The following is a 21,435-nucleotide window of genomic DNA, read 5'->3' as shown; positions in this document are numbered from 1 at the left end:
ATGGGATATAAACGCATCCACCCGGTCTGGGCCTGTGCCGCGCTGGTACTGAGCCTGGGCTTGATCGCCGAAGGTAACGCAGCGGACAACCTGAGTTTCAGAGGCAATCTGGTTGAAGAAGCCTGCACGATTCGTCCCGGCGACGAAGCCATTACCCTGGAACTCTGGGACCTGACCAGCAAGTACCTCTACCTCAACACCCGCTCACTCGGAAAGGTTTTCAAGCTGCACCTGGAGGACTGCGACACCACGGTTGGCAACACAGTCACGATCACGTTCGGCGGCAGGGAAAACCCCGAGCTCCCCGGATTGCTCGCGCTCGATGGCGGCAGCGGCGCCTCCGGCATTGCGGTGGGCCTGGAGACGCCGGCTAACAACCCCCTGCCACTTAATACCGTCAGCGACAGGCAGGTGTTGAGCGATGGCAATAATGTGATCGAGCTCAAGGCCTATGTGCAGGGCGAGCCACGGGCTATCCAGGACCAGACCATCGGACATGGTGCCTACACAGTGACGTCCACGTTCACGCTGGACTATCCGTAAACCTGCCTGGCAAATCCCCACTTTATCCGAGCTCGCGTTGACAGGCGGGCTGAACGCTCGCCGGGGTAGAGCTCGGACAAAGAATCAACGAGAGATCAAAATGAAACGACTACATGGCGCCATTGTGTTTCTTGCACTGCTTGGTATCACCATGAATGTGAAAGCAGCTCAATGCCGTGTGAACGGCGGGCCGTGGATACAAATAGACATCGGCGGAACCCTGAATTTGCAGGTCCCGGTAGACGTACGCCTAGGCTCGGATGCCACCCGCATTCTTCTTGAGGGGGCGAACCTGGAATGCCGATTCACGCCTTACCCCGGTTTCCCGCCTCATCTCACGGACTACTGGTCAACCGGTGTACAAGCCGGTGCCCCCTGGACGCCTGGGCCAAAGTTCGTCAACCAGGGTACGGGCCTACGGATAAACGGGACATTCCAGAACACCCCGGTCCCCTATGGTATTCGTGTGTCAACAATGCCCAATAACAGCCTGGGAGTTCCGATCAACGTAACCCCGTATATTTTGATACGCAACAATCCGACAAACCCTATCGACATTCGAATCGGAGACACCCTAGGGGTCTTGCGTCTCTACCAGACAAACAATTACAACGCCTACGGTACGGCGCTCGCACTGACTTATACCGCTGCCAACAACTTCTCCATCTCACCGTCAACCTGCACCATCAACAATAACAACCCGATCGAGATCAACTTTGGTGACGTCAATCAGCGGGCGATCGGCAGCGACCCCCTCACGAGCGCCATCCGCGTCAACCGCAGGCTCACCTATTCCTGCCCGGATGGCGGCATTACCACGCCCATCACCATTACCTACAAAGGGATACCGTCGTCGTTCGATAATCGGCTCCTGATGATGACCAATCCGAATGTGGGTACTGCCCTTGTACGAGGCGGATCCGCAGTGCCAGTCAATGGCTCGTTCCTGACCCGGATTACCAACAGCGTGGGCGGCGATGACGTGACGTTTTCCCTGGCTCGGCGCGCGGGATCCCTCCCCACCCCCGGGGCCACAAGCGGCAGCGGAGTGCTCGTGATGGGCGTGCCATGATACAGGTGCGAGGCTGAGGCACTCTGGAGTGAGCAGTCGAAGATCTTGTATCTGGGACTGCGCACCAGGTGGCAGTTCGCTATAATCCGCGCCAACGCCCCACGACAGTGTCAGCGCCCTCCACTTCTTCTCGATGATGACTTCTATGAACAAAATCCTGGCACTGACCGCAGTACTGGCACTGGCCGGTTGCACCACCACTTCAGACACCCTGCTGAAAAATGGCGAGCAAGGCTTGACCATCGACTGCTCGGGCGAGGCCAACTCATGGGCCAGTTGCTACGAGAAAGCCGACGCCTCCTGTGCCGGCACCGGTTACCGCATCGTCGGCACCAATGGCACCCCAGCCCTCAAGGAAAGCGACAAGACCCTGGGCCAGGACGTGGGCAACTTTAAAGGTCGCAGTGTGGTGGTCGTGTGCAAGTAAGCCGTTGCGCTATAGATGCACTTCGGCGAACTTGATCCCAAGGCCACGCAATATTTCAATCAGGTCATCCAGCCGCGGGAATGACTCGACCTCATCCTGATCGTCTACCAGGAAGTAGCTGCGACCGCCGCTTTTCTTGAAGAACACGATCCACTCGCCCAAGTCGGCGGGGTTCTGGATGACATGGGTCGCTGCAATCTGACCTTCGGCGTGGCGGGCTTTGACGATTTCTCGTTTCATAACAGGCTTTCCAGAAAGAACAAATGCCGCTCAATCCCAAGATTGGAGCGGCATCTTTGTAGTGAATGCCCGGCAGTTTAACGGATGCCCTGCCCTGGATGCATACCGCGCCTGCGCGGTGTTGGACTTTTTATCGGGTTCGTAGCTCAGGATGAGCCTCGGCCTCAGCCGGAAATGCACTCTTCCCCGGCTTTCTTCACGTCGCCCGGCCGGATCGGCACGTTGGACATGCTTTCATAGAGCTTGATGCTGCTACCACTGGAGCGGTCTTCGATTTCGAAGATCGCAGAAGGGTCCGCCGAAAACTTCTGCGGCACGATGACCTGGATACCGTCTTTATGGGGTTCGATCTGCGGCGGCCGACGGGTCGCCTCCAGTTTGCGCACAACACACGCCGCATATTCCTGCGGTTTCTTCCCTGAGATGACCACCAACGTTGGCGGGGTCTGCTTGATATCTGCAACCGAAGCACACCCAGCAATTGCCAAGGCCAGCACCAACACACTCCACTTCATACAAAAACCTCCGATAAAGACCCTACGACAGCGGGGATGGTAAATTTCTCCCAGCAACGTAGGATTTATCTCTGATAACACGGTAAATAACTGTTTTTAATTGTCGAAGTCGTCGACGACGGCCCGATAATAAACGCGCTGGGGCTGATAAACTCCATCTTAACCTACGTATCGTTCTGATTTTTCAGAAAAAGCCCTTCTGGAGACACCCGCATGAAATTCATTCACCAGCGTGAGCACCTCAACGAGGGAGACATTGTCGTTATCGAATGTTCACAGACCTGCAACATCCGCTTGATGAGCGATGCGAACTTTCGCAGCTTCAAAAATGGCGGGCGCCATACCTACCACGGCGGTGCATTCGATAAATTCCCGGCCAAGATCACTGCACCCAGCACCGGCTTCTGGAACATCACCCTTGATGTGGTCACCCGTCGCGCCATCAGCGTGACCCGCAAGCCAGCGCTGTCCCACAAGATCCGCATCGTTCGTCGCACCAGCACCAAGCTGAGCTGAACCAGCAACTGACAGGAAAAAAGCAGTGACCCATACGACCAAATACGTCATCAAGTACAAGCTCAACGGCGAACGCCGCTTCGAATTTGCCCAGTTGACCGCCAACAGCGTCGCAGAAGCCAAGCAAGCCCTGGCGAAAATTCACGATGCCAGCGACGTGATTACCGACATCACCGTGAGCAAGGCGCTGTAAGTCATGCCGGGCCCTACTGCCGATTTGTTCGCCGATGCTGCCCTGCAACAACCTGCCGGGCGCGAGCAGATCGGTGAAGAATCCTACGTTCTAAGGGGCTATGCCCTGCCCTGGATTGAGCGGTTGCTACCTGAGTTGCGGCGCGTGCTGGCCCAGTCCCCCTTTCGGCAAATGGTCACGCCCGGTGGCTTTACCATGTCGGCAGCGCTGAGCAGTTGCGGCGCACTGGGCTGGACCACCGATACCCGCGGCTACCGCTACAGCCCACTCGACCCGCGCAACCAGCAACCCTGGCCGGCCATGCCGGATGCGTTGCGCCAACTGGCCATGGCGGCGGCAACCGAGGCCGGCTTCCGCGACTTTCTGCCTGACGCCTGCCTGATCAACCGTTACGTGCCAGGGGCAAAGATGTCCCTGCACCAGGACAAGAACGAGCGCAGCTACAGCGCGCCGGTGGTCTCGGTGTCCCTTGGCCTGCCGGCGATTTTCCTGTTCGGCGGCCATGAGCGCAGTGACAAAACGCAAAAAGTCTCGCTGTTCCATGGCGATGTGCTGGTGTGGGGCGGGGTTGATCGCCTGCGCTTTCATGGGGTGATGCCGATCAAGGCCGGCGAGCATCCGGTCATGGGCGCGCAACGCATCAACCTGACCTTTCGCACCGCCGGCTAATTTGACCGCAAGCTTCGGAGTTTTACCGGTGGGCGACCCGCTTAATCTGCCCCTGAACCGTCTGGAGTGCAGGCCATGAACAACGAACACGATCCGCGCTGGGCCGCCATCATTGCCCGCGATGCCAAGGCAGATACCCTGTTTGTCTACGGCGTGAAAACCACGGGCGTATATTGCCGCCCCAGCAGTGCTTCGCGTTTGCCACGCCCTGAGAATATCGAGTTCTTCGACACACCGGCCCAGGCCGAAGCCGCGGGTTATCGTGCCAGCAAACGCGCTGCGGGCGATCAGACGCAACTGGCGGCTTACCATGCGCAGTTAGTCGCCGACGCCTGCCGGCTGATCGAACAGGCTGAAACGCCCCCGAGCCTGGATGTACTGGCAGGCCAGGCCGGGTTGAGCCCGTTCCACTTCCATCGTGTGTTCAAAGCCGGCACCGGCTTGACCCCCAAGCGCTACGCCAGCGCCCTGCGCTCACGCAAGGTCCGCGATGGCCTCAAGGGGCAGCAGTCGGTGACAGACGCCCTGTATGACGCAGGCTTTAACGCCAACAGCCGTTTTTATGAAGCGGCTGACCAGCTACTCGGCATGAAACCCAAGGACTACAAAGGCGGAGGCGTCAATAACACCATTCGCTTTGCCGTCGGCCAATGCTCGCTGGGCGCAATTCTGGTGGCGCAGAGTCAGCGTGGCGTGTGTGCGATTTTGCTCGGGGATGATCCGGATAAGCTGGTGCACGATCTACAAGATCAGTTTCCCAAGGCCGAGTTGGTTGGCGCGGATCAGGATTTCGAACAACTGGTCGCCCAGGTGGTGGGCTTTGTCGAAGCCCCTGCCCTGGGCCTGGATCTGCCTCTGGACCTGCGCGGCACTGCCTTTCAGGAACGGGTATGGCAGGCATTGCGCGAAATCCCGGTAGGAAGTACCGCCAGCTATGCCCAGATAGCCGAGCACATCGGCGCGCCCACCGCCTTTCGCGCCGTGGCCCAGGCCTGTGGTGCCAACCACCTGGCGGTGGCGATTCCCTGTCATCGTGTGGTGCGCAGCAATGGTGAGCTTTCGGGGTACCGCTGGGGGGTGGAACGCAAACGTGAGTTGCTGAAGCGCGAAACCCCGCCTTCATAAAACGCCCTACTCGTCCAGTGAATAAAACAGAGTGGCCCGGCGCCAACGGCCCTGCTAAAACAGCGAAATGCCCTACTAACGCTGGAGACGCATCCCATGAGCACCTGGCCAGACACCCGAATTCTCGACCTGCTGGGCATCGACGTGCCGATCATCCAGGCGCCAATGGCCGGCGCGACGACCACCGCCATGGTCATCGCTGCCCAACGCGCCGGGGCGCTGGGTTCCATGCCTGCCGCAGCGCTGAGTATCGAGCAACTGCGTGAAGCGGTCACTGTCATCCGCCAGGCCAGTACACGGCCGTTGAATCTGAACTTCTTCTGCCATCAGCCGCCTGTAGCTGATGAAGAGCGTGACCGCCATTGGAAGGATGTGCTGCAACCCTACTATCACGAACTTGGTGCCGATTTTGATGCGCCCACCCCCGTGTCCAATCGCGCACCGTTCGACGACGCGGCGTGCCAGTTGGTGGAACAACTGCGCCCGGAAGTCGTGAGCTTTCATTTTGGCCTGCCGGAAAAGTCCTTGCTCGATCGGGTAAAAGCCACGGGCGCCAAAGTGCTGTCCTCGGCCACCACCGTTGAGGAAGCGATCTGGCTGGAAAAACACGGCTGCGACGCAATTATTGCCATGGGCATTGAAGCCGGTGGGCACCGTGGCCTATTCCTCAGCGATGACCTGAACAGCCAGATCGGGTTGATGGCACTGGTGCCGCAAGTGGTCGACGCAGTCAGCGTACCGGTGATTGCCGCAGGCGGCATCGGTGATGCGCGTGGCATCGTCGCGGCCCTTGCCCTGGGCGCCTCGGCAGTCCAGATTGGCACGGCGTACCTGTTCACGCCCGAAGCCAGCATCACCGCCTCGCACCACCACGCGCTGCGCCATGCCCAGGCCAGTGAAACGGCACTGACCAACCTCTTCACTGGCCGCCCGGCGCGGGGCATCGTCAACCGCGTGATGCGGGAACTCGGCCCGATCAACCCGAGCGCCCCGGCATTCCCCAAAGCCGGTGGCGCGCTAATGCCGCTTAAGGCCAAGGATGAAGCAGGCTTCAGCAACCTGTGGGCGGGCCAGGCACTGGGGCTTGGCAAAGACTTGTCCACTTATGACCTGACGCGTCAATTGTCCGAGCAGGCGTTGACCCGACTCGCGCGCCACTGACATCAGCGGCAACTTTGCACTGTACCGGCAATGGCCAACCGCTATATATTCCCATACATAGCGGTAGAGCCTTCTACCTGAACGCCCCGTACAGCCCAAGGAGTCGCTTCACGATGAACCGTATCTCGCGCCTGGCCCCCCTGCTTGCCGTGTTCGTGCTGGGTTCGGCCCATGCCGATGAAGTGCAGGTGGCCGTGGCCGCCAACTTCACCGCGCCGATCCAGGCAATTGCCGTCGACTTCGAGAAAGACACTGGCCATAAACTGGTCGCGGCTTACGGTGCTACCGGGCAGTTCTACACCCAGATCAAGAACGGCGCGCCGTTCGAGGTGTTCCTCAGCGCCGATGACACTACCCCGCAGAAGCTCGAAAGCGAAGGCCAGACGGTCAAGGGGTCGCGCTTTACCTACGCGGTCGGCACCCTTGCGCTGTGGTCGGCAACAGCAGGCTACGTGGACGCCAAAGGTGAAGTGCTCAAGCACAATCAATTCAAGCACCTGTCCATCGCCAACCCCAAAGCCGCGCCCTACGGGCTGGCGGCCACCCAGGTGCTGGCCAAGCAAGGCTTGACCGACGCGGTCAAGGACAAGCTCGTCGAGGGCCAGAACATCACCCAGGCCTATCAGTTCGTATCCACCGGGAATGCCGAGCTGGGCTTTGTCGCCTTGTCGCAGATCTATAAAGACGGCAAAGTCACCAGCGGTTCGGCGTGGATTGTTCCGGCATCGATGCATGACCCGATCAAACAGGACGCCGTGATCCTCAACAAAGGCAAGGACAGCGCCGCTGCCAAGGCGCTGGTTGAGTACCTGAAAGGCCCGAAAGCCGCTGCCATTATCAAATCCTACGGCTACGAGCTGTAAATGCCCCTGTCGAGTGCTGATTTTTCCGCGATCTGGTTGACCATCAAACTGGCGTCACTGACGACTGTGATCCTGTTGATCATCGGCACTCCGATAGCCCTGTGGCTGTCGCGCACCACCTCATGGTGGCGCGGCCCCGTCGGTGCAGTGGTCGCATTACCGTTGGTGCTGCCGCCAACGGTCATCGGTTTCTACTTGCTGTTGACCATGGGCCCCAACGGTTACTTCGGCCAGTTCACCCAATGGCTGGGCCTGGGCACGCTTACATTCAGTTTCGCCGGGCTGGTGATCGGCTCGGTGATCTATTCCATGCCGTTCGTGGTGCAGCCGTTGCAGAACGCCTTTTCCGCCATCGGCACACGCCCATTGGAAGTAGCCGCGACCTTGCGCGCCAATCCGTGGGACACGTTTTTTACAGTGATCCTGCCCCTGGCACGCCCGGGTTTTATCACCGCGTCGATCCTCGGCTTTGCCCATACCGTCGGCGAGTTCGGCGTGGTGTTGATGATCGGCGGCAATATCCCGGACAAGACCCGAGTAGTCTCGGTGCAAATATACGACCACGTCGAAGCCATGGAATATGCCCAGGCCCATTGGTTGGCCGGCGCCATGGTGGTGTTCGCGTTCCTCGTATTGCTGGCGCTCTATTCCAGCCGTAAAACCAGGATGGGCTGGAGCTGATCGCGATGATTGATATACGTCTGAACTTGAAATATTCCGCCTTCGCGCTGGACGTGGACCTGCAATTGCCGGGGCGTGGGGTGACCGCGTTATATGGGCAGTCCGGCTCCGGCAAGACCACTTGCCTGCGGTGTATAGCCGGTTTGGAGCGCGCCGAGGAGGGTTTTGTACAGATCAATGATGAGGTCTGGCAAGACAGCCGCAACGGGCTGTTCGTACCACCGCATAAACGCGCCTTGGGGTATGTATTCCAAGAGGCAAGCCTGTTTGCTCACCTGTCGGTGCGCGCCAATCTGGAATTCGGTCTCAAGCGTATTCCACGCCCGCAACGGCGTGTGGACATGGCTCAGGCCACCGAGCTGTTGGGCATCGGGCACTTGCTTGAGCGTCACCCGCAACACTTGTCCGGCGGCGAGCGCCAGCGCATCGGCATCGCCCGCGCCTTGCTCACCAGCCCCAAGTTGTTATTGATGGATGAACCGCTGGCGGCCTTGGACAGCCAGCGCAAAAGCGAAATATTGCCCTACCTGGAACGCCTGCACGACGAGCTGGATATCCCGGTGCTCTACGTCAGCCATGCCCAGGACGAAGTCGCCCGGCTGGCCGACCATATCGTCCTGCTCAGCGACGGCAAGGCCCTGGCCAGCGGCCCCATCGGCGAAACCCTGGCGCGTCTCGATTTGCCCCTGGCCCTGGGCGACGATGCCGGCGTGGTGATCGCCGGCAGCGTCATTGCCTACGACGCGCACTATCAGTTGCTCACCCTGCAACTGCCTGACTGCCGATTGCAGATTCGCGTGGCCCATGCGCCGGTGGCGGTGGGTAAACCGTTGCGGGTCAAGATCCAGGCACGGGATGTGAGCCTCAACCTGCAAGCGGACGAACACAGCAGCATCCTCAATCGTTTGCCCGTAACGGTCATCCAGGACATGGGGGCGGATAACAGCGCCCATGTTCTGGTACGCCTGGATGCCGGCGGCACACCATTGCTGGCACGTATCACACGTTTCTCCCGCGACCAGCTGCAACTGCATCCGGGCCAGGTGCTGTGGGCGCAAATCAAGGCGGTGGCGGTGCTGGCTTAAGCAATTGGCACGACCGCAAAACGCTGCGGTCAATCAGACATACCGGCCTGATTTGTTGCCAAGGAACCCGCACCATGCCCGACTCTTCGTTGCCCGCCGACCTGCCCCGTGACCTGCATTATGTGGATGACACCCAGCCTGGAATCCGCCGTAAAAAGCTGCGGGGCAAGTTTCAATACCTGGACGCAAAAGGCCAGCGCATTACCGATGCCGATGAAATCAAACGTCTGAACGCGCTGGCTGTACCGCCCGCCTACACCGATGTGTGGATCTGCGCAGACCCGCGCGGTCATCTGCAAGCCACCGGCCGCGACGCCCGTGGCCGCAAGCAATACCGTTACCACCCACGCTGGCGCGAAGTGCGTGACAGCGACAAGTATTCGCGGTTGCAGGCATTCGGCAGCGCCTTGCCAAAATTGCGCAAACAGCTGGAAGCCCAAATCGCCGAGCCCGGCTTTACCCGCGAAAAGGTGCTGGCCACGGTGGTGACGTTGCTGGACGCCACGCTGATCCGCGTCGGCAATACCCAATACGCCCGCGAGAATAAATCCTACGGCCTGACCACCCTGCGCAATCGCCACGTGGACATCAAGGGCAGCGAAATCCAGTTTCAGTTTCGCGGCAAAAGCGGTGTCGAGCACCAAGTGAGCGTCAAGGACCGACGCCTGGCCCGCGTGGTCAAGCGCTGCATGGAATTGCCCGGGCAGAACCTGTTCCAGTACCTGGACGAAGACGGTGAACGCCACACCGTCAGTTCCCATGACGTCAACGCTTACCTGCACGAACTCACCGGCGAAGACTTCACCGCCAAGGACTACCGCACCTGGGCGGGCACGGCGATGGCATTGGCGGTGTTGCGCGAGTTGGCGTGGCAGCCGGAGTCAGACGCCAAGCGGCACGTGGTAGGAATGGTCAAGGACGTGGCCAGGCAGTTGGGCAACACGCCCGCCGTGTGCCGCAAGTGCTACATCCACCCCGCGGTGCTTGAGCATTTCAGCCTCGGTGAACTGTCGAAACTGCCCAAGCCACGAGTGCGCAAGGGTCTGAAAGCCGAGGAAGTCGCCCTGGCGATGTTCCTGGAGAAGCTGGCCGAAGACTTGCCGCACAAAGCCAAGGTGGGGTAGCCTTTGCGCCCCTTCTGATTTACGGGACGAGCGCCGACGTGAACAACTAAGCCTTCCAGAATGTATCCGCAACGAGCCGCCTGGCGCGCTTGTTGGCCTGTTCGACATTTTTTTGGAGGTGCTGATGACTGACGTCAACCGGCTGCCCGTTCTTGTTTCCCTGCAACATGTGTCTTTCCAGTTCGCCAATGGCGAAACCTTGCTGGAGGACGTGAACCTGTCCATTGATTGCACCCACACCGGCATCGTCGGGCGCAATGGCCGTGGCAAAAGTATCCTGGCGAAGTTGATGGCCGGCATCCTGCAACCGTCTTCAGGCACATTGAAAAGACCACTCAGCCTGATCTATGTGCCCCAGGCGTTGACGATTCAAGCGGGAGAAACTGTCGCCCATATCACTGGCACCGCCCCTGCGCTGGCCGCCCTGGAGCGTATGGCGCGCGGCGACGGCCGCCTGGGCGATCTGGAACTGATCGATGATCGCTGGGACCTCGCAGAGCGCCTGCGCCTGGCATTGGATGCCGCAGGCTTGCCAACACTTGCCACCGACACTCAAGCCGACCGACTCAGCGGCGGCCAACTGGCCAGGGTCGCGCTGATCGGAGCGCTGTTGGCGGCGCCGCAGTTGTTGATTCTGGACGAACCCAGCAACCACCTCGACAGCGCCGGGCGCGAGTGGCTGTTGCGAGAACTGGCTGATTGGCGCGGCGGCCTGGTGGTGGTCAGCCATGACCGCCAATTACTCGACACCATGGCGCGCATCATCGAATTATCGCCCCTTGGCGTTCAGGTGTATGGCGGCAACTACGCTGCCTATCGACAGCAACACGATACCCAACAGCACGCCGCTATCGCCGCATGGGAACATGCGCGCCAGGAACGTAGCCGTGAGCGTCGGCGCTTGCAAAAAGACCATGACAACCTCCAGCGTCATGCTGCGCGCTCACGCAAGCAGGCCGAGACCGCCAACGTCGACCGTTTTACCAAAGCCCGCTGGAAAAGCGCTGCCAAGGAAGTCGTCAGCACGGTGCGCAGTGCCCACCACGATCACAAACACCAACTCGACGCCCAGGTACGCCAAGCCTACGCGCGCGTAGTGGATGAGACGCCGACCCTGCTCGCCTTGCCAGGCTCGGCAGTACCCAACGGCCGGCAGGTCCTGACGCTGGAACATGCGCAATTGCCCTGGCTCGACCCCAAGGCGTCGGGCACCTACCTGACGATCAGCCTGTCGGGGGCCGCACGCGTTGCCGTACGCGGGCCGAACGGTTGCGGTAAATCCACCCTGCTCAAATTACTTGCAGGCCAGTGGCAGGCGGTCAGTGGCGAGTGCACAGTGGCGGTGCCCAGCGCTTATATCGATCAGCAGCTGGCGTTGCTGGATGACCGGTGCAGCATTGTCGAGCAGCTCAACCTGCTCGACACGCCGTTGGCCGAAGCCGAACTGCGCACGCGCCTGGCGCTGCTGCAGCTGGATGCTTCGCGGGTCACGCGGCCGACCGGGCAACTCAGCGGTGGCGAGCGCTTGAAAGCCGCCATGGCCGTTGCCTTGTGGCGTGATACACCGGCGCAATTGTTACTCCTGGATGAACCCACCAACCACTTGGACCTGGAGTCGGTGCTTGCCTTTGAGCAGGCCTTGAAGGGATTTACCGGCGCGATGCTGGCCGTGTCACACGACCCTGCATTCTTGCAGGCGATCGAGCCGACTCATCATCTGACCTGGCACCCCACAGGCTGGCAACTGGAACGTGCCTGAGGTCATTGCGCATACACGCAAAGCGTCCTACGGTAGTGGCCGAATAATCTCATCGTGGAAACCAGCCCCATGCTGCCTTCGTCCCGCAAGCCTTACACCAATGCCACGCTCGCCCATCGCCAGCGCTGGCGTGGCCGCGTGGGCTTGATGCTGGTGGCCTGCCTGTCAGTGCTGGCGGGCATGACCGATGCCATTGGCTTTATGGCCAGCGGCGATTTCGTCTCGTTCATGAGCGGCAACACCACGCGCCTGGCGGTGGCCATCAGCGCGGGTGACCTGGGGCTCACCGGGCGTCTGGTGTTGCTGGTTGCCACCTTTGTGGTCGGTAATGCCTTGGGTGTAGTGGTCAGCCGTTTCAGCAAGCGCCACGCACTGCCGTTGTTGCTGTGCATCGGCGCCTTGCTCTGCGGCGCGGCGCTGTTGCCGGCAACCGACACCTTGCCCGCGTTGCTCGCGGCAATTATTGCCATGGGCATGCTCAACGCGGCGGTCGAAGAAGTGAACGGATTACCCGTGGGGCTCACTTACGTCACCGGGGCGCTCTCACGCTTTGGTCGCGGGCTGGGGCGCTGGGTAATGGGCGAGCGTCGCAATGGTTGGCGCGTGCAATTGATTCCGTGGGCCGGAATGTTTGTCGGTGCCGTGATCGGCGCACTGCTGGAGCAGCAAATGGGACTGCGCGCACTGTGGGTCAGTGGTGCATTGGCGGGGTTATTGGGGCTGGCGACATTGATGATTCCGCGGCGCTGGCACTTGGGTTTTATGCCGCGTTGAGGTTGAACAAAGAGGTGCTCGCTCGACGTTTAAGCCTCGACATCCGTGTACCGGTAAAGAGCCATCACGTCGAGCGAGCGATTGAATCATAAGGCAATGCCCGGCGGCTGTCCCGCCAGGCGTTTCGGAATCGGGTCAAGGCAAGGTATTACAGACAAGTGGCAAGCGCTGCCAGGCGACGTTTGGCTGGCATGTTGTCCTCCACGGCATAGTATTTGACGGTAGAACCCGCTCCTGTGCTTTGTATGTCAACAAAGTAGTCGCCGGCCGTGGTGTAGACGGTGTAGCCACCTGCCTCGGTGGGTTCTTTGAAACCGCCGGCATCAACGCCGAACACGCGCTCATCCTGCCAGCCGAACTGAATGCACTGGGCGACCACCAGGGTGGCCTTGTCCGATGCTAGGGTTTTATAGGGGCTGCCTGCACGCGCCTCTTTCATCTTCGAGCCCGCGCAACCGGCCAGTGCGGCCAGTACCAATGCGCCGATTACCATCTTGAACATGCCTGTGCTTCCTTGGAAAAACCGTGACTCTACCACTGTGCCGCGGCCAACTGACGCGCCCATGAACTTTGTTTCACTGTGACGGGCCAACCTGCTGTCTATAGTGGCCAAGCTCATTTTTTGGAAGTCTCCCTTCTGCCCGCCCTCCCGCGGGTTTTTTTTTGCCCTGGCGTCAGAACCACCAGCGAAACAGATAGAACAGCGCCATGCTCAACAGCACAGTGATCAGCACACTGCGCGTCCAGAACATCAAGGCCACGGCGCAGATACCTGCGAGCAAGTAAGGGTTGCTCGGGCTCAGGTTGAGCCGATGATCTGCCAGGAAAATAATCGGCCCGCAGATCGCCGTAAGCATCCCCGGCACGGCAAAGCCCAGGAACTCACGGGCGCCACGATTAAGCCTCACCGGCAAACGTGGCTCGATAAACAGGTAGCGGTTGAAAAACACCACAAGGCCCATGGCCACAATCATCAGGTAAATCATCGCTGCCCAACTCCCAATCGCTTGCAGGCAAAACCTGCGCTCATCCCCAGTACACCCGAGACCACCACCGCCGACTCCCAGTGCAAATAACTCAACCACACCGAACACAGCAGCGAGACCGCGACGCACACCACGGTCGGCACATCGCGCACCACCGGAGTGATCAGGGCGATAAAGGTTGCGGCAATGGAAAACTCCAGCCCCAACTGATCAAGGCCCGGAATGCTTTTGCCCAACACAATGCCGGCCAGGGTGAACAGGTTCCAGATGATGTAAAACGTCAGGCCGACGCCCAATGCGTACCAGCGATTGAAGGTCTGGCGGTCATAGTGGTTGACCAGGGCAAAGAATTCATCGGTCAGCAGGAAACCCAGGCTCATGCGCCACCGGACATTGAGCGACGACAACGTGGGACGCATGTGCATGCCATAGAGCAGATGCTGGGAGGTCAGTAACAAAGTGGTGAGTACGATGGATATCAGGCTGGCACCGCTCTTGACCATGCCGATGGCCACCAACTGCGCCGCGCCGGCAAACACGATGGCAGACAAGCCTTGGGCTTGCAGCGGGGTAAATTGCGCATCGATGGCCATGGAGCCGGCGAGCAACCCCCACGGGGCGCAGGCAAGAGACAAGGGAATAACGGCGATGGCGCCGCGAGTGAAGGCGTAATGAGGTAATGCAGTGGGCATGGAAACGGCTCATCGACGGACAGTCGACAAGCATGCCAGCGCAACCAGGGGCTTGTCTTGAACGATCTTGCTCAGGCGAGCCTCACCGAAACCTGCTCCACCGAATCCCGCGCTTCACGCAGTTCGTACGCGTCCTGGTTCAGCCGGTGGATGGTGTTGAGCAGGCGCTGGCGCAGCACTTCGTCACCGAGTTTTTCCACGGCGCGCATCAGGTCGAACGCCGCGGTTTCGTTATTTTCCGCGACGGAATCCAAGGTCTTGCGCAGGTTGCGAGTGGCACGGGTCACGCGGGTTCTTCCTTCATGAGCAATGAGCAGGCACTGTAGGACCTTTGTGTTTCATTTTAATTTCAAACAGTTGTGGCTGTTTCACGGGCATTTGACCCATATCAACTGAAACCGGATTTGACCAAAACATATGGAAATACGTATATTCGAATAACCATATATGGATACCCTGATCATGTCGGATCTCCTCTCTCCTCCCAGCCTGTTCAAGTGCCTGGCTGATGCCACCCGCGCTCGGATGACCCTATTGATCCTGCGCGAAGGCGAACTTTGCGTATGCGAACTGATCCATGCCTTGGACGATAGCCAGCCGAAGATATCCCGTCATCTGGCGCAACTGCGCAGTTGCGGGCTGCTGCTGGACCGCCGTCAAGGGCAATGGATCTACTACCGCATCAACCCGGCACTGCCCGCCTGGGTCACACAGGTGTTGGACACCACCCTGCAAGCCAACCAGCCATGGTTGCAGAACGACGCGCTGCGTCTGGATGCAATGGGCGACAGACCACAACGGGCCAGCACCTGCTGCTGAGCCATCGGAGCGTTTATTCATGCTTGTCGCAATTGCGATTTTCCTCGTCACCATCGTACTGGTCATCTGGCAGCCCAAGGGCCTTGGCGTGGGTTGGAGTGCCAGCCTGGGCGCAATGCTGGCCCTGGGTTGCGGGGTGATCAGCCTGGCGGACATCCCCGTGGTGTGGCACATCATCTGGAATGCCACCGGTACCTTCGTCGCGCTGATCATCATCAGCCTGTTGCTGGACGAAGCCGGCTTCTTTGCCTGGACCGCCCTGCATGTGGCGCGTTGGGGCCGTGGCCGCGGACGGCGGTTGTTTGCCTATATGGTGCTGCTCGGTGCGCTGGTGTCGGCGCTGTTCGCCAATGACGGTGCGGCGTTGATTCTCACGCCCATCGTGATGTCGATGCTGCTGGCCCTGCGTTTTTCACCGGCGGCGACCCTGGCATTCGTCATGGGCGCCGGGTTTATCGCCGATACGGCGAGCCTGCCATTGGTGGTGTCGAACCTGGTAAACATCGTCTCGGCGGACTACTTCAAGATCGGCTTCAACGAATATGCCGCCGTGATGGTGCCGGTGAACCTGGTCAGTGTGGCCGCAACCCTGGCAGTGCTGTTGTGGTTTTTTCGCCGGGACATTCCCCAGACCTACGACCCGGCCGACCTGGAAGAGCCCGCCAGTGCCATCCACGACCCCGCGACGTTCCGCGCCGGTTGGTGGGTACTGGGTATTCTGCTCATCGGCTGTTTCGCCCTGGAACCTCTGGGCATTCCCATCAGTGCGATTTCCGCCGTCTGCGCCGTACTGCTGCTGGTGATTGCCGCCAAGGGCCACAAGATTTCCACACGTAAAGTCCTCAAGGAAGCGCCCTGGCAGATCGTGATCTTTTCCCTGGGCATGTACCTGGTGGTGTATGGGCTGCGTAACGCCGGCCTGACCGACTACCTGGCGACCTGGCTCGACACTTTCGCCACCTATGGTGTGTGGGGCGCGGCTATGGGCACCGGGGTGCTGACGGCACTGCTCTCATCGGCGATGAATAACCTGCCGACGGTGCTGATCGGCGCACTCTCCATCGAGTCCAGCCATGCTGTGGGCGTGGTCAAGGACGCAATGATCTACGCCAATGTGATCGGCAGCGACCTGGGCCCAAAAATCACCCCCATAGGCAGTTTGGCCACCTTGCTGTGGCTGCATATCCTGGCACGCAAAGGCATCACTATCACTTGGGGTTACTACTTCAAGGTCGGGATCGTGCTGACTTTGCCGGTGCTGTTGATCACCCTCGCTGCCCTCGCCTTGCGCCTGAGCGTTTAAAGGAGCCTGCAATGAAAGTGCTGTTCATGTGTACCGCCAACAGTTGCCGTAGCATCTTGTCCGAAGCGATGTTCAATCACATGGCGCCTGAGGGCTTCGAAGCGATCAGCTCCGGTAGTTTCCCCAAGGGCCAGGTTTTGCCCCGCAGCCTGAGCACGCTGCAGGCAGCCGGCATCAGCACCGAAGGTTTGTACAGCAAGGGCAATGACGCCTTTGAAGGCAGCCCGCCGGATGTGGTCATCACGGTGTGCGATAAAGCAGCCGGTGAAGCGTGCCCGGTGTATTTCGGCCCGGCGCTGAAGGCGCATTGGGGCTTGGCAGACCCTTCCGAGGTGCAGGGTGATGAGGCGCAAGTAGACACTGCATTCAAGGCCACCCTCGACATTATCGCCGCACGCTGCGAAGCGTTTTTTGCGCTGCCCTTTGCACATTTATCGCCGGATGAATTGAAGGCTGAACTTGAGCGTATAGCCTCAATGTGGGAGGGGGCTTGCTCCCGATAGCGGAGGGTCAGCTACAGATGAGCTGACTGACACACTGCTATCGGGGGCAAGCCCCCTCCCACATTTGGATCGTGGACCATTCAAATCTGCATGGTTTCTTAACCCTGCGCTGACGTATGCTTTCGCACTTTCTCGAAAGGACACGGGCATGCTGTCGATCTTTGTCTATGCGCTGGTATTCGGTTTTGTGTTTTGCCTGTCTCCTGGCGCGGTGCTGGCAGAGACTTTGCGTCGCGGCTTGCTCCATGGTTTCACACCGGCCCTGATGGTGCAGTTTGGTTCCCTCGTAGGCGATGCCGTCTGGGCGGTGATCGGCCTCACCGGTATCGCACTGCTGATTCAGCATGATGCGGTGCGAGTGCCACTGACGATCGTCTGTGCGCTGTACCTGGCCTGGCTGGGCATCCGCAGCCTGATTGATGCCTGGCAGTTACCCGCAACCGACAACGTCCCTGCCAGCTCAGGCAAAAATGCGTTGGCCGTAGGCGCGGCGATCTCCCTGGCCAACCCGAAGAATATTGTCTACTGGGGCGCCCTGGGCAGCGCCCTGTCCGGCATCGTCGGCGCAACCCCCAGCCAGGGGCAGACCCTGACGTTTTTTGCCGGATTCATGCTGGCGTCGGTGCTCTCGTGTTTTCTCACCGCCGCGTTGGTGAACCTGCTGCGCAAGAACGCTTCACCGACCTGGCAACGCGTGAGTTATGCGGCGTGCGGTTTAGTATTGATCTATCTGGCGATACTCGCCGCGCAAGGTATATAAAGTTATCTGGTCAGCAACTTGCACATGCCTCTTGTCTGAACAAACTCTGAACGCGGACTAATTTAGTTAATCATGCGTTGACATTCTGTAACGCTCTGAGTAGATTGCCCGTGCCCGCAACTGGGGCCTTTTTTAAACCTCACAAAAGAAGCCAATGGACACAGTATCTAGTCGCTGTCCGAGCACCGCCTCTGCGGGCATCGGGCGCCAAACCCAGAATATGACAGGACTCGCCTTCCAGGTCCGGTAAGCTGCGCTAGAGCTTGATGCTCCACCGTAACTGCCTCACCGGTCGCGTGTCCGGTCCCGAGGTGTGTTATGACCTTCCAACTCATTGCTTTACCCGATGTACCTACACTGGCCGCAGCCTTGCGCGCCAAGCTGTGCCGCGAGCCCGTGGGCTTCATGCCAACCCGCCCGGCCTTTGCTGCACCCTCCTCCCAAGTACGCCCGGTACCGCCGCTGGCGCACTGGCGTATCTGCCCTGACAGCGGCCAACTGGTGCAGCACTGGGATCACGCCGACCCTCAAGACCCACAGAGACCCAAGGTTTCCCGCCTGGCGCAAGCCAGCTTGATGCTCGGTCTTTACGTGAGCGCTCGCGCCGCCTGACCTGGCTGGAAACAACAACTTTCTTATTGATGCCCTGGAGTTCTTTATGAACAAGTCCAGTAGGAGCCCGCTGCGCGCAAGTTAATTAATGCGCTGTTAGCGGGCATTGTAGAAGTTACCTGAACACTTTATTTAAACCGATCGCGAAGTCCGCGGCTCGGCATGCTTTCGCTCGCCTGTATGCAGGTAAGTACCGGGTATGTTTTGTCGAGAATTGGCGACAGGAGTACAGACAATGAGCGCCGTAAAAAACACGCCTCTGCACAAGAAAAATGGCACCGCTGCCGACACCAAGCTGTCGATGCGCGCCGCCCGTGAAGCCCAGAATGGGCTGGCGGCCACCCTCGCCAATGTACGAGCCACCCAGGACGGTCTGACCGAACTGGACGCCTCGGCCCGCCTGCAACGGGAAGGCTATAACGAAGTCGCCCATGACAAGCCGCCACACGCCATCGTCCAGTTCCTGCAGGCACTGAACAACCCGTTCATCTACGTGCTGTTGACCCTGGCCGGCATCAGCTTTGTCACCGACTATTGGTTGCCACTGCAGGCAGGTGAAGAAGTCGATCTGACCAAAGTCATCATCATCATGACCATGGTGTTGCTCAGCAGCCTGCTGCGCTTCTGGCAGGAACACCGTTCGGCCAAATCCGCCGAGGCCCTGAAGGCGATGGTACGCACTACCGCCACCGTGCTACGTCGCGAACAGGTCGGCGCCCAGCCCACCTTGCGCGAAGTGCCGATGCGCGATCTGGTGGCCGGCGATATCGTGCAGTTGTCGGCAGGCGACATGATCCCCGCCGACATCCGCCTGATCGAGTCCCGCGACCTGTTTATCAGCCAGGCCGTGCTGACCGGTGAAGCCTTGCCGGTGGAGAAGTACGACACCCTGGGCGATGTCACGCAAAAATCCGCCTCCAACCTCGCCGCCGACCAAGGCAATCTACTGGACCTGCCGAACATCTGCTTCATGGGCACCAACGTGGTGAGCGGCCGCGCCAAGGCGGTGGTGGTGGCTACCGGACCGCGCACTTACTTCGGCTCCCTGGCCAAGGCGATTGTCGGCTCGCGGGTGCAAACCGCCTTCGACCGTGGCGTGAACAGTGTCAGTTGGCTGCTGATCCGCTTCATGTTGGTGATGGTGCCGATCGTGTTCTTCCTCAATGGCTTCTCCAAGGGGGACTGGGGCGATGCCTTCCTGTTTGCCCTGGCGGTGGCCGTCGGCCTGACCCCGGAAATGCTGCCGATGATCGTCAGTGCCAACCTGGCCAAAGGCGCTACAGCCATGGCCAAGCGCAAAGTGGTGGTCAAGCGCCTCAACGCGATCCAGAACTTCGGTTCAATGGATGTGCTGTGCACCGACAAGACCGGCACCCTGACCCAGGACAAGATCATCCTTGAGCATCACGTCAACGCCTTCGGCCAGCGCGACGACGCGGTGCTGTCCCTGGCCTGGCTCAACAGCTTTCACCAGAGCGGCATGAAGAACCTGATGGACCAGGCCGTGGTGCAGTTCTCGGCGCAAAACCCCAAGTTCCAGATGCCATTTGCCTACAGCAAGGTCGATGAATTGCCCTTCGACTTTGTACGCCGTCGCCTGTCGATCGTGGTCAAGGATGCCGCCGGTGACCAGTTGCTGGTGTGCAAAGGGGCCGTGGAAGAGATGCTGAGCATCTCGACCCACACCCTGGAAGACGGCGCTGCCGTGCCTCTGGACGATCGCCGTCGCGAGGCACTGCTGGCGATTGCCAACGACTACAACGAAGACGGTTTCCGGGTACTGGTGGTCGCAACCCGCCATATCCCCAAGGCATTGGCGCGTCAGCAATACACCACTGCCGATGAACGCAACCTGGTGATCCAGGGCTTCCTGACCTTCCTCGACCCGCCGAAGGAAACCGCGGGCCCGGCAATTGCCGCGCTGCAACAGATTGGCGTGGCGGTCAAAGTGTTGACCGGCGACAACGCGGTGGTCACCAGCAAGATCTGCCGCCAGGTTGGCCTCGAACCCGGCCAGCCGCTGCTGGGCGTGGAAATCGAAGCCATGGACGACGCCACCCTGCTGCGCCGCGTGGAAGAACGCACGGTGTTCGCCAAGCTGACGCCGCTGCAAAAATCCCGTGTGCTCAAGGCGCTGCAAGCCAACGGCCATACGGTGGGCTTTCTCGGCGACGGCATCAACGATGCACCGGCGCTACGGGATGCCGACGTGGGTATTTCGGTGGACAGCGGCACGGATATCGCCAAGGAGTCGGCCGACATCATCCTGCTGGAAAAGAGCTTGATGGTGCTGGAAGAAGGCGTGCTCAAGGGCCGCGAAACCTTCGGCAATATCATGAAGTACCTGAACATGACCGCCAGCTCCAACTTCGGCAACGTGTTCTCGGTGCTGGTAGCCAGTGCGTTCATTCCGTTCATGCCGATGCTGGCGATCCACCTGTTGCTGCAGAACCTGATGTACGACATCTCCCAACTGGCTCTGCCGTGGGACAAGATGGACAAGGAATACCTCGCCAAACCGCGCAAGTGGGATGCGAAAAACATCGGCCGCTTCATGATCTGGATCGGGCCGACCTCATCAATCTTCGACATCACCACCTTTGCCCTGATGTGGTACGTGTTCTCGGCCAACAGTGTGGAAATGCAGACGCTGTTCCAATCAGGTTGGTTTATCGAAGGGCTGCTCTCGCAAACCCTGGTGGTGCATATGCTGCGCACCCGCAAGATTCCGTTCTTCCAGAGCACGGCCGCATGGCCGGTGTTGATGATGACCTGCATTGTGATCGCCTTGGGCATCTACGTGCCGTTCTCGCCGCTGGGCACCCTGGTGGGGCTGCAACCGCTACCGATGGCGTACTTCCCATGGCTGGTAGGCACCCTGCTGGCTTACTGCTGCGTCGCTCAACTGATGAAAACGATCTACATCCGCCGCTTCAAGCAGTGGTACTGATCCCCCGCCATTCAAACGGTGGTGGTCGCCCGGCCGCCGCCGTGCAATACAAGGATGCTCCCT

General features: G+C 59.8%; 26 protein-coding genes. 20 read left to right on the top strand and 6 right to left on the bottom strand.

The window, feature by feature from the left end:
• From IH404_RS14465 to IH404_RS14455, 3 genes are all read left to right on the top strand, one after another.
• Complete coding sequence (locus tag IH404_RS14465; protein ID WP_194438171.1) at positions 1 to 543, top strand: fimbrial protein; 543 nt, start codon at positions 1 to 3, stop codon at positions 541 to 543.
• Positions 544 to 643: 100 nt separating this feature from the next.
• On the top strand, positions 644 to 1,615 hold the full coding sequence (locus tag IH404_RS14460; protein ID WP_005788202.1) for a fimbrial protein: 972 nt from the start codon (positions 644 to 646) through the stop codon (positions 1,613 to 1,615).
• A gap of 145 nt (positions 1,616 to 1,760) precedes the next feature.
• The gene (locus IH404_RS14455) at positions 1,761 to 2,042 is read left to right on the top strand and encodes a hypothetical protein (RefSeq protein ID WP_005788201.1); all 282 of its coding nucleotides are present in this window, start codon (positions 1,761 to 1,763) and stop codon (positions 2,040 to 2,042) included.
• A gap of 9 nt (positions 2,043 to 2,051) precedes the next feature.
• Here the strand turns inward: IH404_RS14455 and IH404_RS14450 are convergent, their stop codons facing one another.
• The gene (locus IH404_RS14450; protein WP_005788199.1) at positions 2,052 to 2,282 is read right to left on the bottom strand and encodes a hypothetical protein; all 231 of its coding nucleotides are present in this window, start codon (positions 2,280 to 2,282) and stop codon (positions 2,052 to 2,054) included.
• 164 nt (positions 2,283 to 2,446) lie between these two features.
• Positions 2,447 to 2,797, bottom strand: coding sequence for a hypothetical protein (locus IH404_RS14445; RefSeq protein WP_005788197.1), 351 nt, complete (start codon positions 2,795 to 2,797; stop codon positions 2,447 to 2,449).
• 213 nt (positions 2,798 to 3,010) lie between these two features.
• Here IH404_RS14445 and IH404_RS14440 point away from each other — a divergent pair, with 213 nt between their 5' ends.
• The 11 genes from IH404_RS14440 to IH404_RS14390 all read left to right on the top strand — a co-directional run bounded on the left by IH404_RS14440 (position 3,011) and on the right by IH404_RS14390 (position 12,747).
• Entirely contained in the window at positions 3,011 to 3,313 is a 303-nt protein-coding gene (locus IH404_RS14440; RefSeq protein ID WP_003173824.1) for a DUF1883 domain-containing protein, read from the top strand.
• 25 nt (positions 3,314 to 3,338) lie between these two features.
• Positions 3,339 to 3,506 (top strand): hypothetical protein, encoded by a 168-nt coding sequence (locus IH404_RS14435; RefSeq protein ID WP_194438169.1) that lies wholly within the window; start codon positions 3,339 to 3,341, stop codon positions 3,504 to 3,506.
• Positions 3,507 to 3,509: 3 nt separating this feature from the next.
• On the top strand, positions 3,510 to 4,175 hold the full coding sequence (gene alkB, locus IH404_RS14430) for a DNA oxidative demethylase AlkB (RefSeq protein ID WP_194438167.1): 666 nt from the start codon (positions 3,510 to 3,512) through the stop codon (positions 4,173 to 4,175).
• A gap of 75 nt (positions 4,176 to 4,250) precedes the next feature.
• Positions 4,251 to 5,300 (top strand): bifunctional DNA-binding transcriptional regulator/O6-methylguanine-DNA methyltransferase Ada, encoded by a 1,050-nt coding sequence (ada, locus tag IH404_RS14425; protein ID WP_194438165.1) that lies wholly within the window; start codon positions 4,251 to 4,253, stop codon positions 5,298 to 5,300.
• Positions 5,301 to 5,396: 96 nt separating this feature from the next.
• Positions 5,397 to 6,461 (top strand): nitronate monooxygenase, encoded by a 1,065-nt coding sequence (locus IH404_RS14420; protein ID WP_194438162.1) that lies wholly within the window; start codon positions 5,397 to 5,399, stop codon positions 6,459 to 6,461.
• A 113-nt stretch (positions 6,462 to 6,574) separates the two neighbouring features.
• Entirely contained in the window at positions 6,575 to 7,324 is a 750-nt protein-coding gene (gene modA, locus IH404_RS14415) for a molybdate ABC transporter substrate-binding protein (RefSeq protein WP_194438160.1), read from the top strand.
• Positions 7,325 to 8,005 (top strand): molybdate ABC transporter permease subunit, encoded by a 681-nt coding sequence (gene modB, locus IH404_RS14410; RefSeq protein ID WP_005788186.1) that lies wholly within the window; start codon positions 7,325 to 7,327, stop codon positions 8,003 to 8,005.
• Positions 8,006 to 8,010: 5 nt separating this feature from the next.
• Complete coding sequence (modC, locus tag IH404_RS14405) at positions 8,011 to 9,090, top strand: molybdenum ABC transporter ATP-binding protein (RefSeq protein ID WP_005788184.1); 1,080 nt, start codon at positions 8,011 to 8,013, stop codon at positions 9,088 to 9,090.
• A 74-nt stretch (positions 9,091 to 9,164) separates the two neighbouring features.
• Positions 9,165 to 10,214 carry a DNA topoisomerase IB gene (locus tag IH404_RS14400; protein ID WP_005788182.1) on the top strand — a complete coding sequence of 350 codons (1,050 nt, stop codon included), beginning with the start codon at positions 9,165 to 9,167 and terminating at the stop codon, positions 10,212 to 10,214.
• Between the two features lie 124 nt (positions 10,215 to 10,338).
• Positions 10,339 to 11,973, top strand: coding sequence for an ABC-F family ATP-binding cassette domain-containing protein (locus tag IH404_RS14395; RefSeq protein ID WP_194438158.1), 1,635 nt, complete (start codon positions 10,339 to 10,341; stop codon positions 11,971 to 11,973).
• 69 nt (positions 11,974 to 12,042) lie between these two features.
• On the top strand, positions 12,043 to 12,747 hold the full coding sequence (locus tag IH404_RS14390; RefSeq protein ID WP_005788178.1) for a YoaK family protein: 705 nt from the start codon (positions 12,043 to 12,045) through the stop codon (positions 12,745 to 12,747).
• A gap of 148 nt (positions 12,748 to 12,895) precedes the next feature.
• On the opposite strand, the gene IH404_RS14385 is transcribed toward IH404_RS14390, so the two are convergent.
• The 4 genes from IH404_RS14385 to IH404_RS14370 form a co-directional block, all read right to left on the bottom strand.
• A complete protein-coding gene (locus IH404_RS14385; protein ID WP_005788175.1) occupies positions 12,896 to 13,249 on the bottom strand; it encodes a hypothetical protein in 354 nt (117 codons plus the stop codon).
• A 172-nt stretch (positions 13,250 to 13,421) separates the two neighbouring features.
• Complete coding sequence (locus tag IH404_RS14380; RefSeq protein WP_005788173.1) at positions 13,422 to 13,733, bottom strand: AzlD domain-containing protein; 312 nt, start codon at positions 13,731 to 13,733, stop codon at positions 13,422 to 13,424.
• Positions 13,730 to 14,425, bottom strand: coding sequence for an AzlC family ABC transporter permease (locus tag IH404_RS14375; protein WP_005788171.1), 696 nt, complete (start codon positions 14,423 to 14,425; stop codon positions 13,730 to 13,732). Before IH404_RS14375 ends, IH404_RS14380 begins: the two co-directional genes overlap by 4 nt.
• 71 nt (positions 14,426 to 14,496) lie before the next feature.
• Positions 14,497 to 14,712: a hypothetical protein gene (locus IH404_RS14370; protein WP_005788169.1), complete on the bottom strand. Its 216-nt coding sequence runs from the start codon at positions 14,710 to 14,712 to the stop codon at positions 14,497 to 14,499.
• A 175-nt stretch (positions 14,713 to 14,887) separates the two neighbouring features.
• Between IH404_RS14370 and IH404_RS14365 the strand changes: the two genes are divergently transcribed.
• The 6 genes from IH404_RS14365 to mgtA all read left to right on the top strand — a co-directional run bounded on the left by IH404_RS14365 (position 14,888) and on the right by mgtA (position 21,372).
• The gene (locus IH404_RS14365; protein WP_005788167.1) at positions 14,888 to 15,244 is read left to right on the top strand and encodes a metalloregulator ArsR/SmtB family transcription factor; all 357 of its coding nucleotides are present in this window, start codon (positions 14,888 to 14,890) and stop codon (positions 15,242 to 15,244) included.
• 19 nt (positions 15,245 to 15,263) lie between these two features.
• On the top strand, positions 15,264 to 16,547 hold the full coding sequence (locus IH404_RS14360) for an arsenic transporter (RefSeq protein ID WP_005788165.1): 1,284 nt from the start codon (positions 15,264 to 15,266) through the stop codon (positions 16,545 to 16,547).
• Between the two features lie 11 nt (positions 16,548 to 16,558).
• Positions 16,559 to 17,050 carry an arsenate reductase ArsC gene (locus tag IH404_RS14355; RefSeq protein WP_194438156.1) on the top strand — a complete coding sequence of 164 codons (492 nt, stop codon included), beginning with the start codon at positions 16,559 to 16,561 and terminating at the stop codon, positions 17,048 to 17,050.
• 148 nt (positions 17,051 to 17,198) lie between these two features.
• Complete coding sequence (locus IH404_RS14350; RefSeq protein ID WP_005788161.1) at positions 17,199 to 17,810, top strand: LysE family transporter; 612 nt, start codon at positions 17,199 to 17,201, stop codon at positions 17,808 to 17,810.
• 318 nt (positions 17,811 to 18,128) lie between these two features.
• Positions 18,129 to 18,422, top strand: coding sequence for a hypothetical protein (locus tag IH404_RS14345; RefSeq protein WP_005788159.1), 294 nt, complete (start codon positions 18,129 to 18,131; stop codon positions 18,420 to 18,422).
• A gap of 235 nt (positions 18,423 to 18,657) precedes the next feature.
• Complete coding sequence (gene mgtA / locus IH404_RS14340) at positions 18,658 to 21,372, top strand: magnesium-translocating P-type ATPase (RefSeq protein ID WP_194438154.1); 2,715 nt, start codon at positions 18,658 to 18,660, stop codon at positions 21,370 to 21,372.
• Positions 21,373 to 21,435 lie beyond the last annotated feature (63 nt).

The organism is Pseudomonas sp. OST1909 (assembly GCF_015277575.1).
GTDB lineage: Bacteria > Pseudomonadota > Gammaproteobacteria > Pseudomonadales > Pseudomonadaceae > Aquipseudomonas > Aquipseudomonas synxantha_A.
Note: the sequence above shows the minus strand (reverse complement) of the source record. Positions and strands in the feature narration are given on the sequence as shown.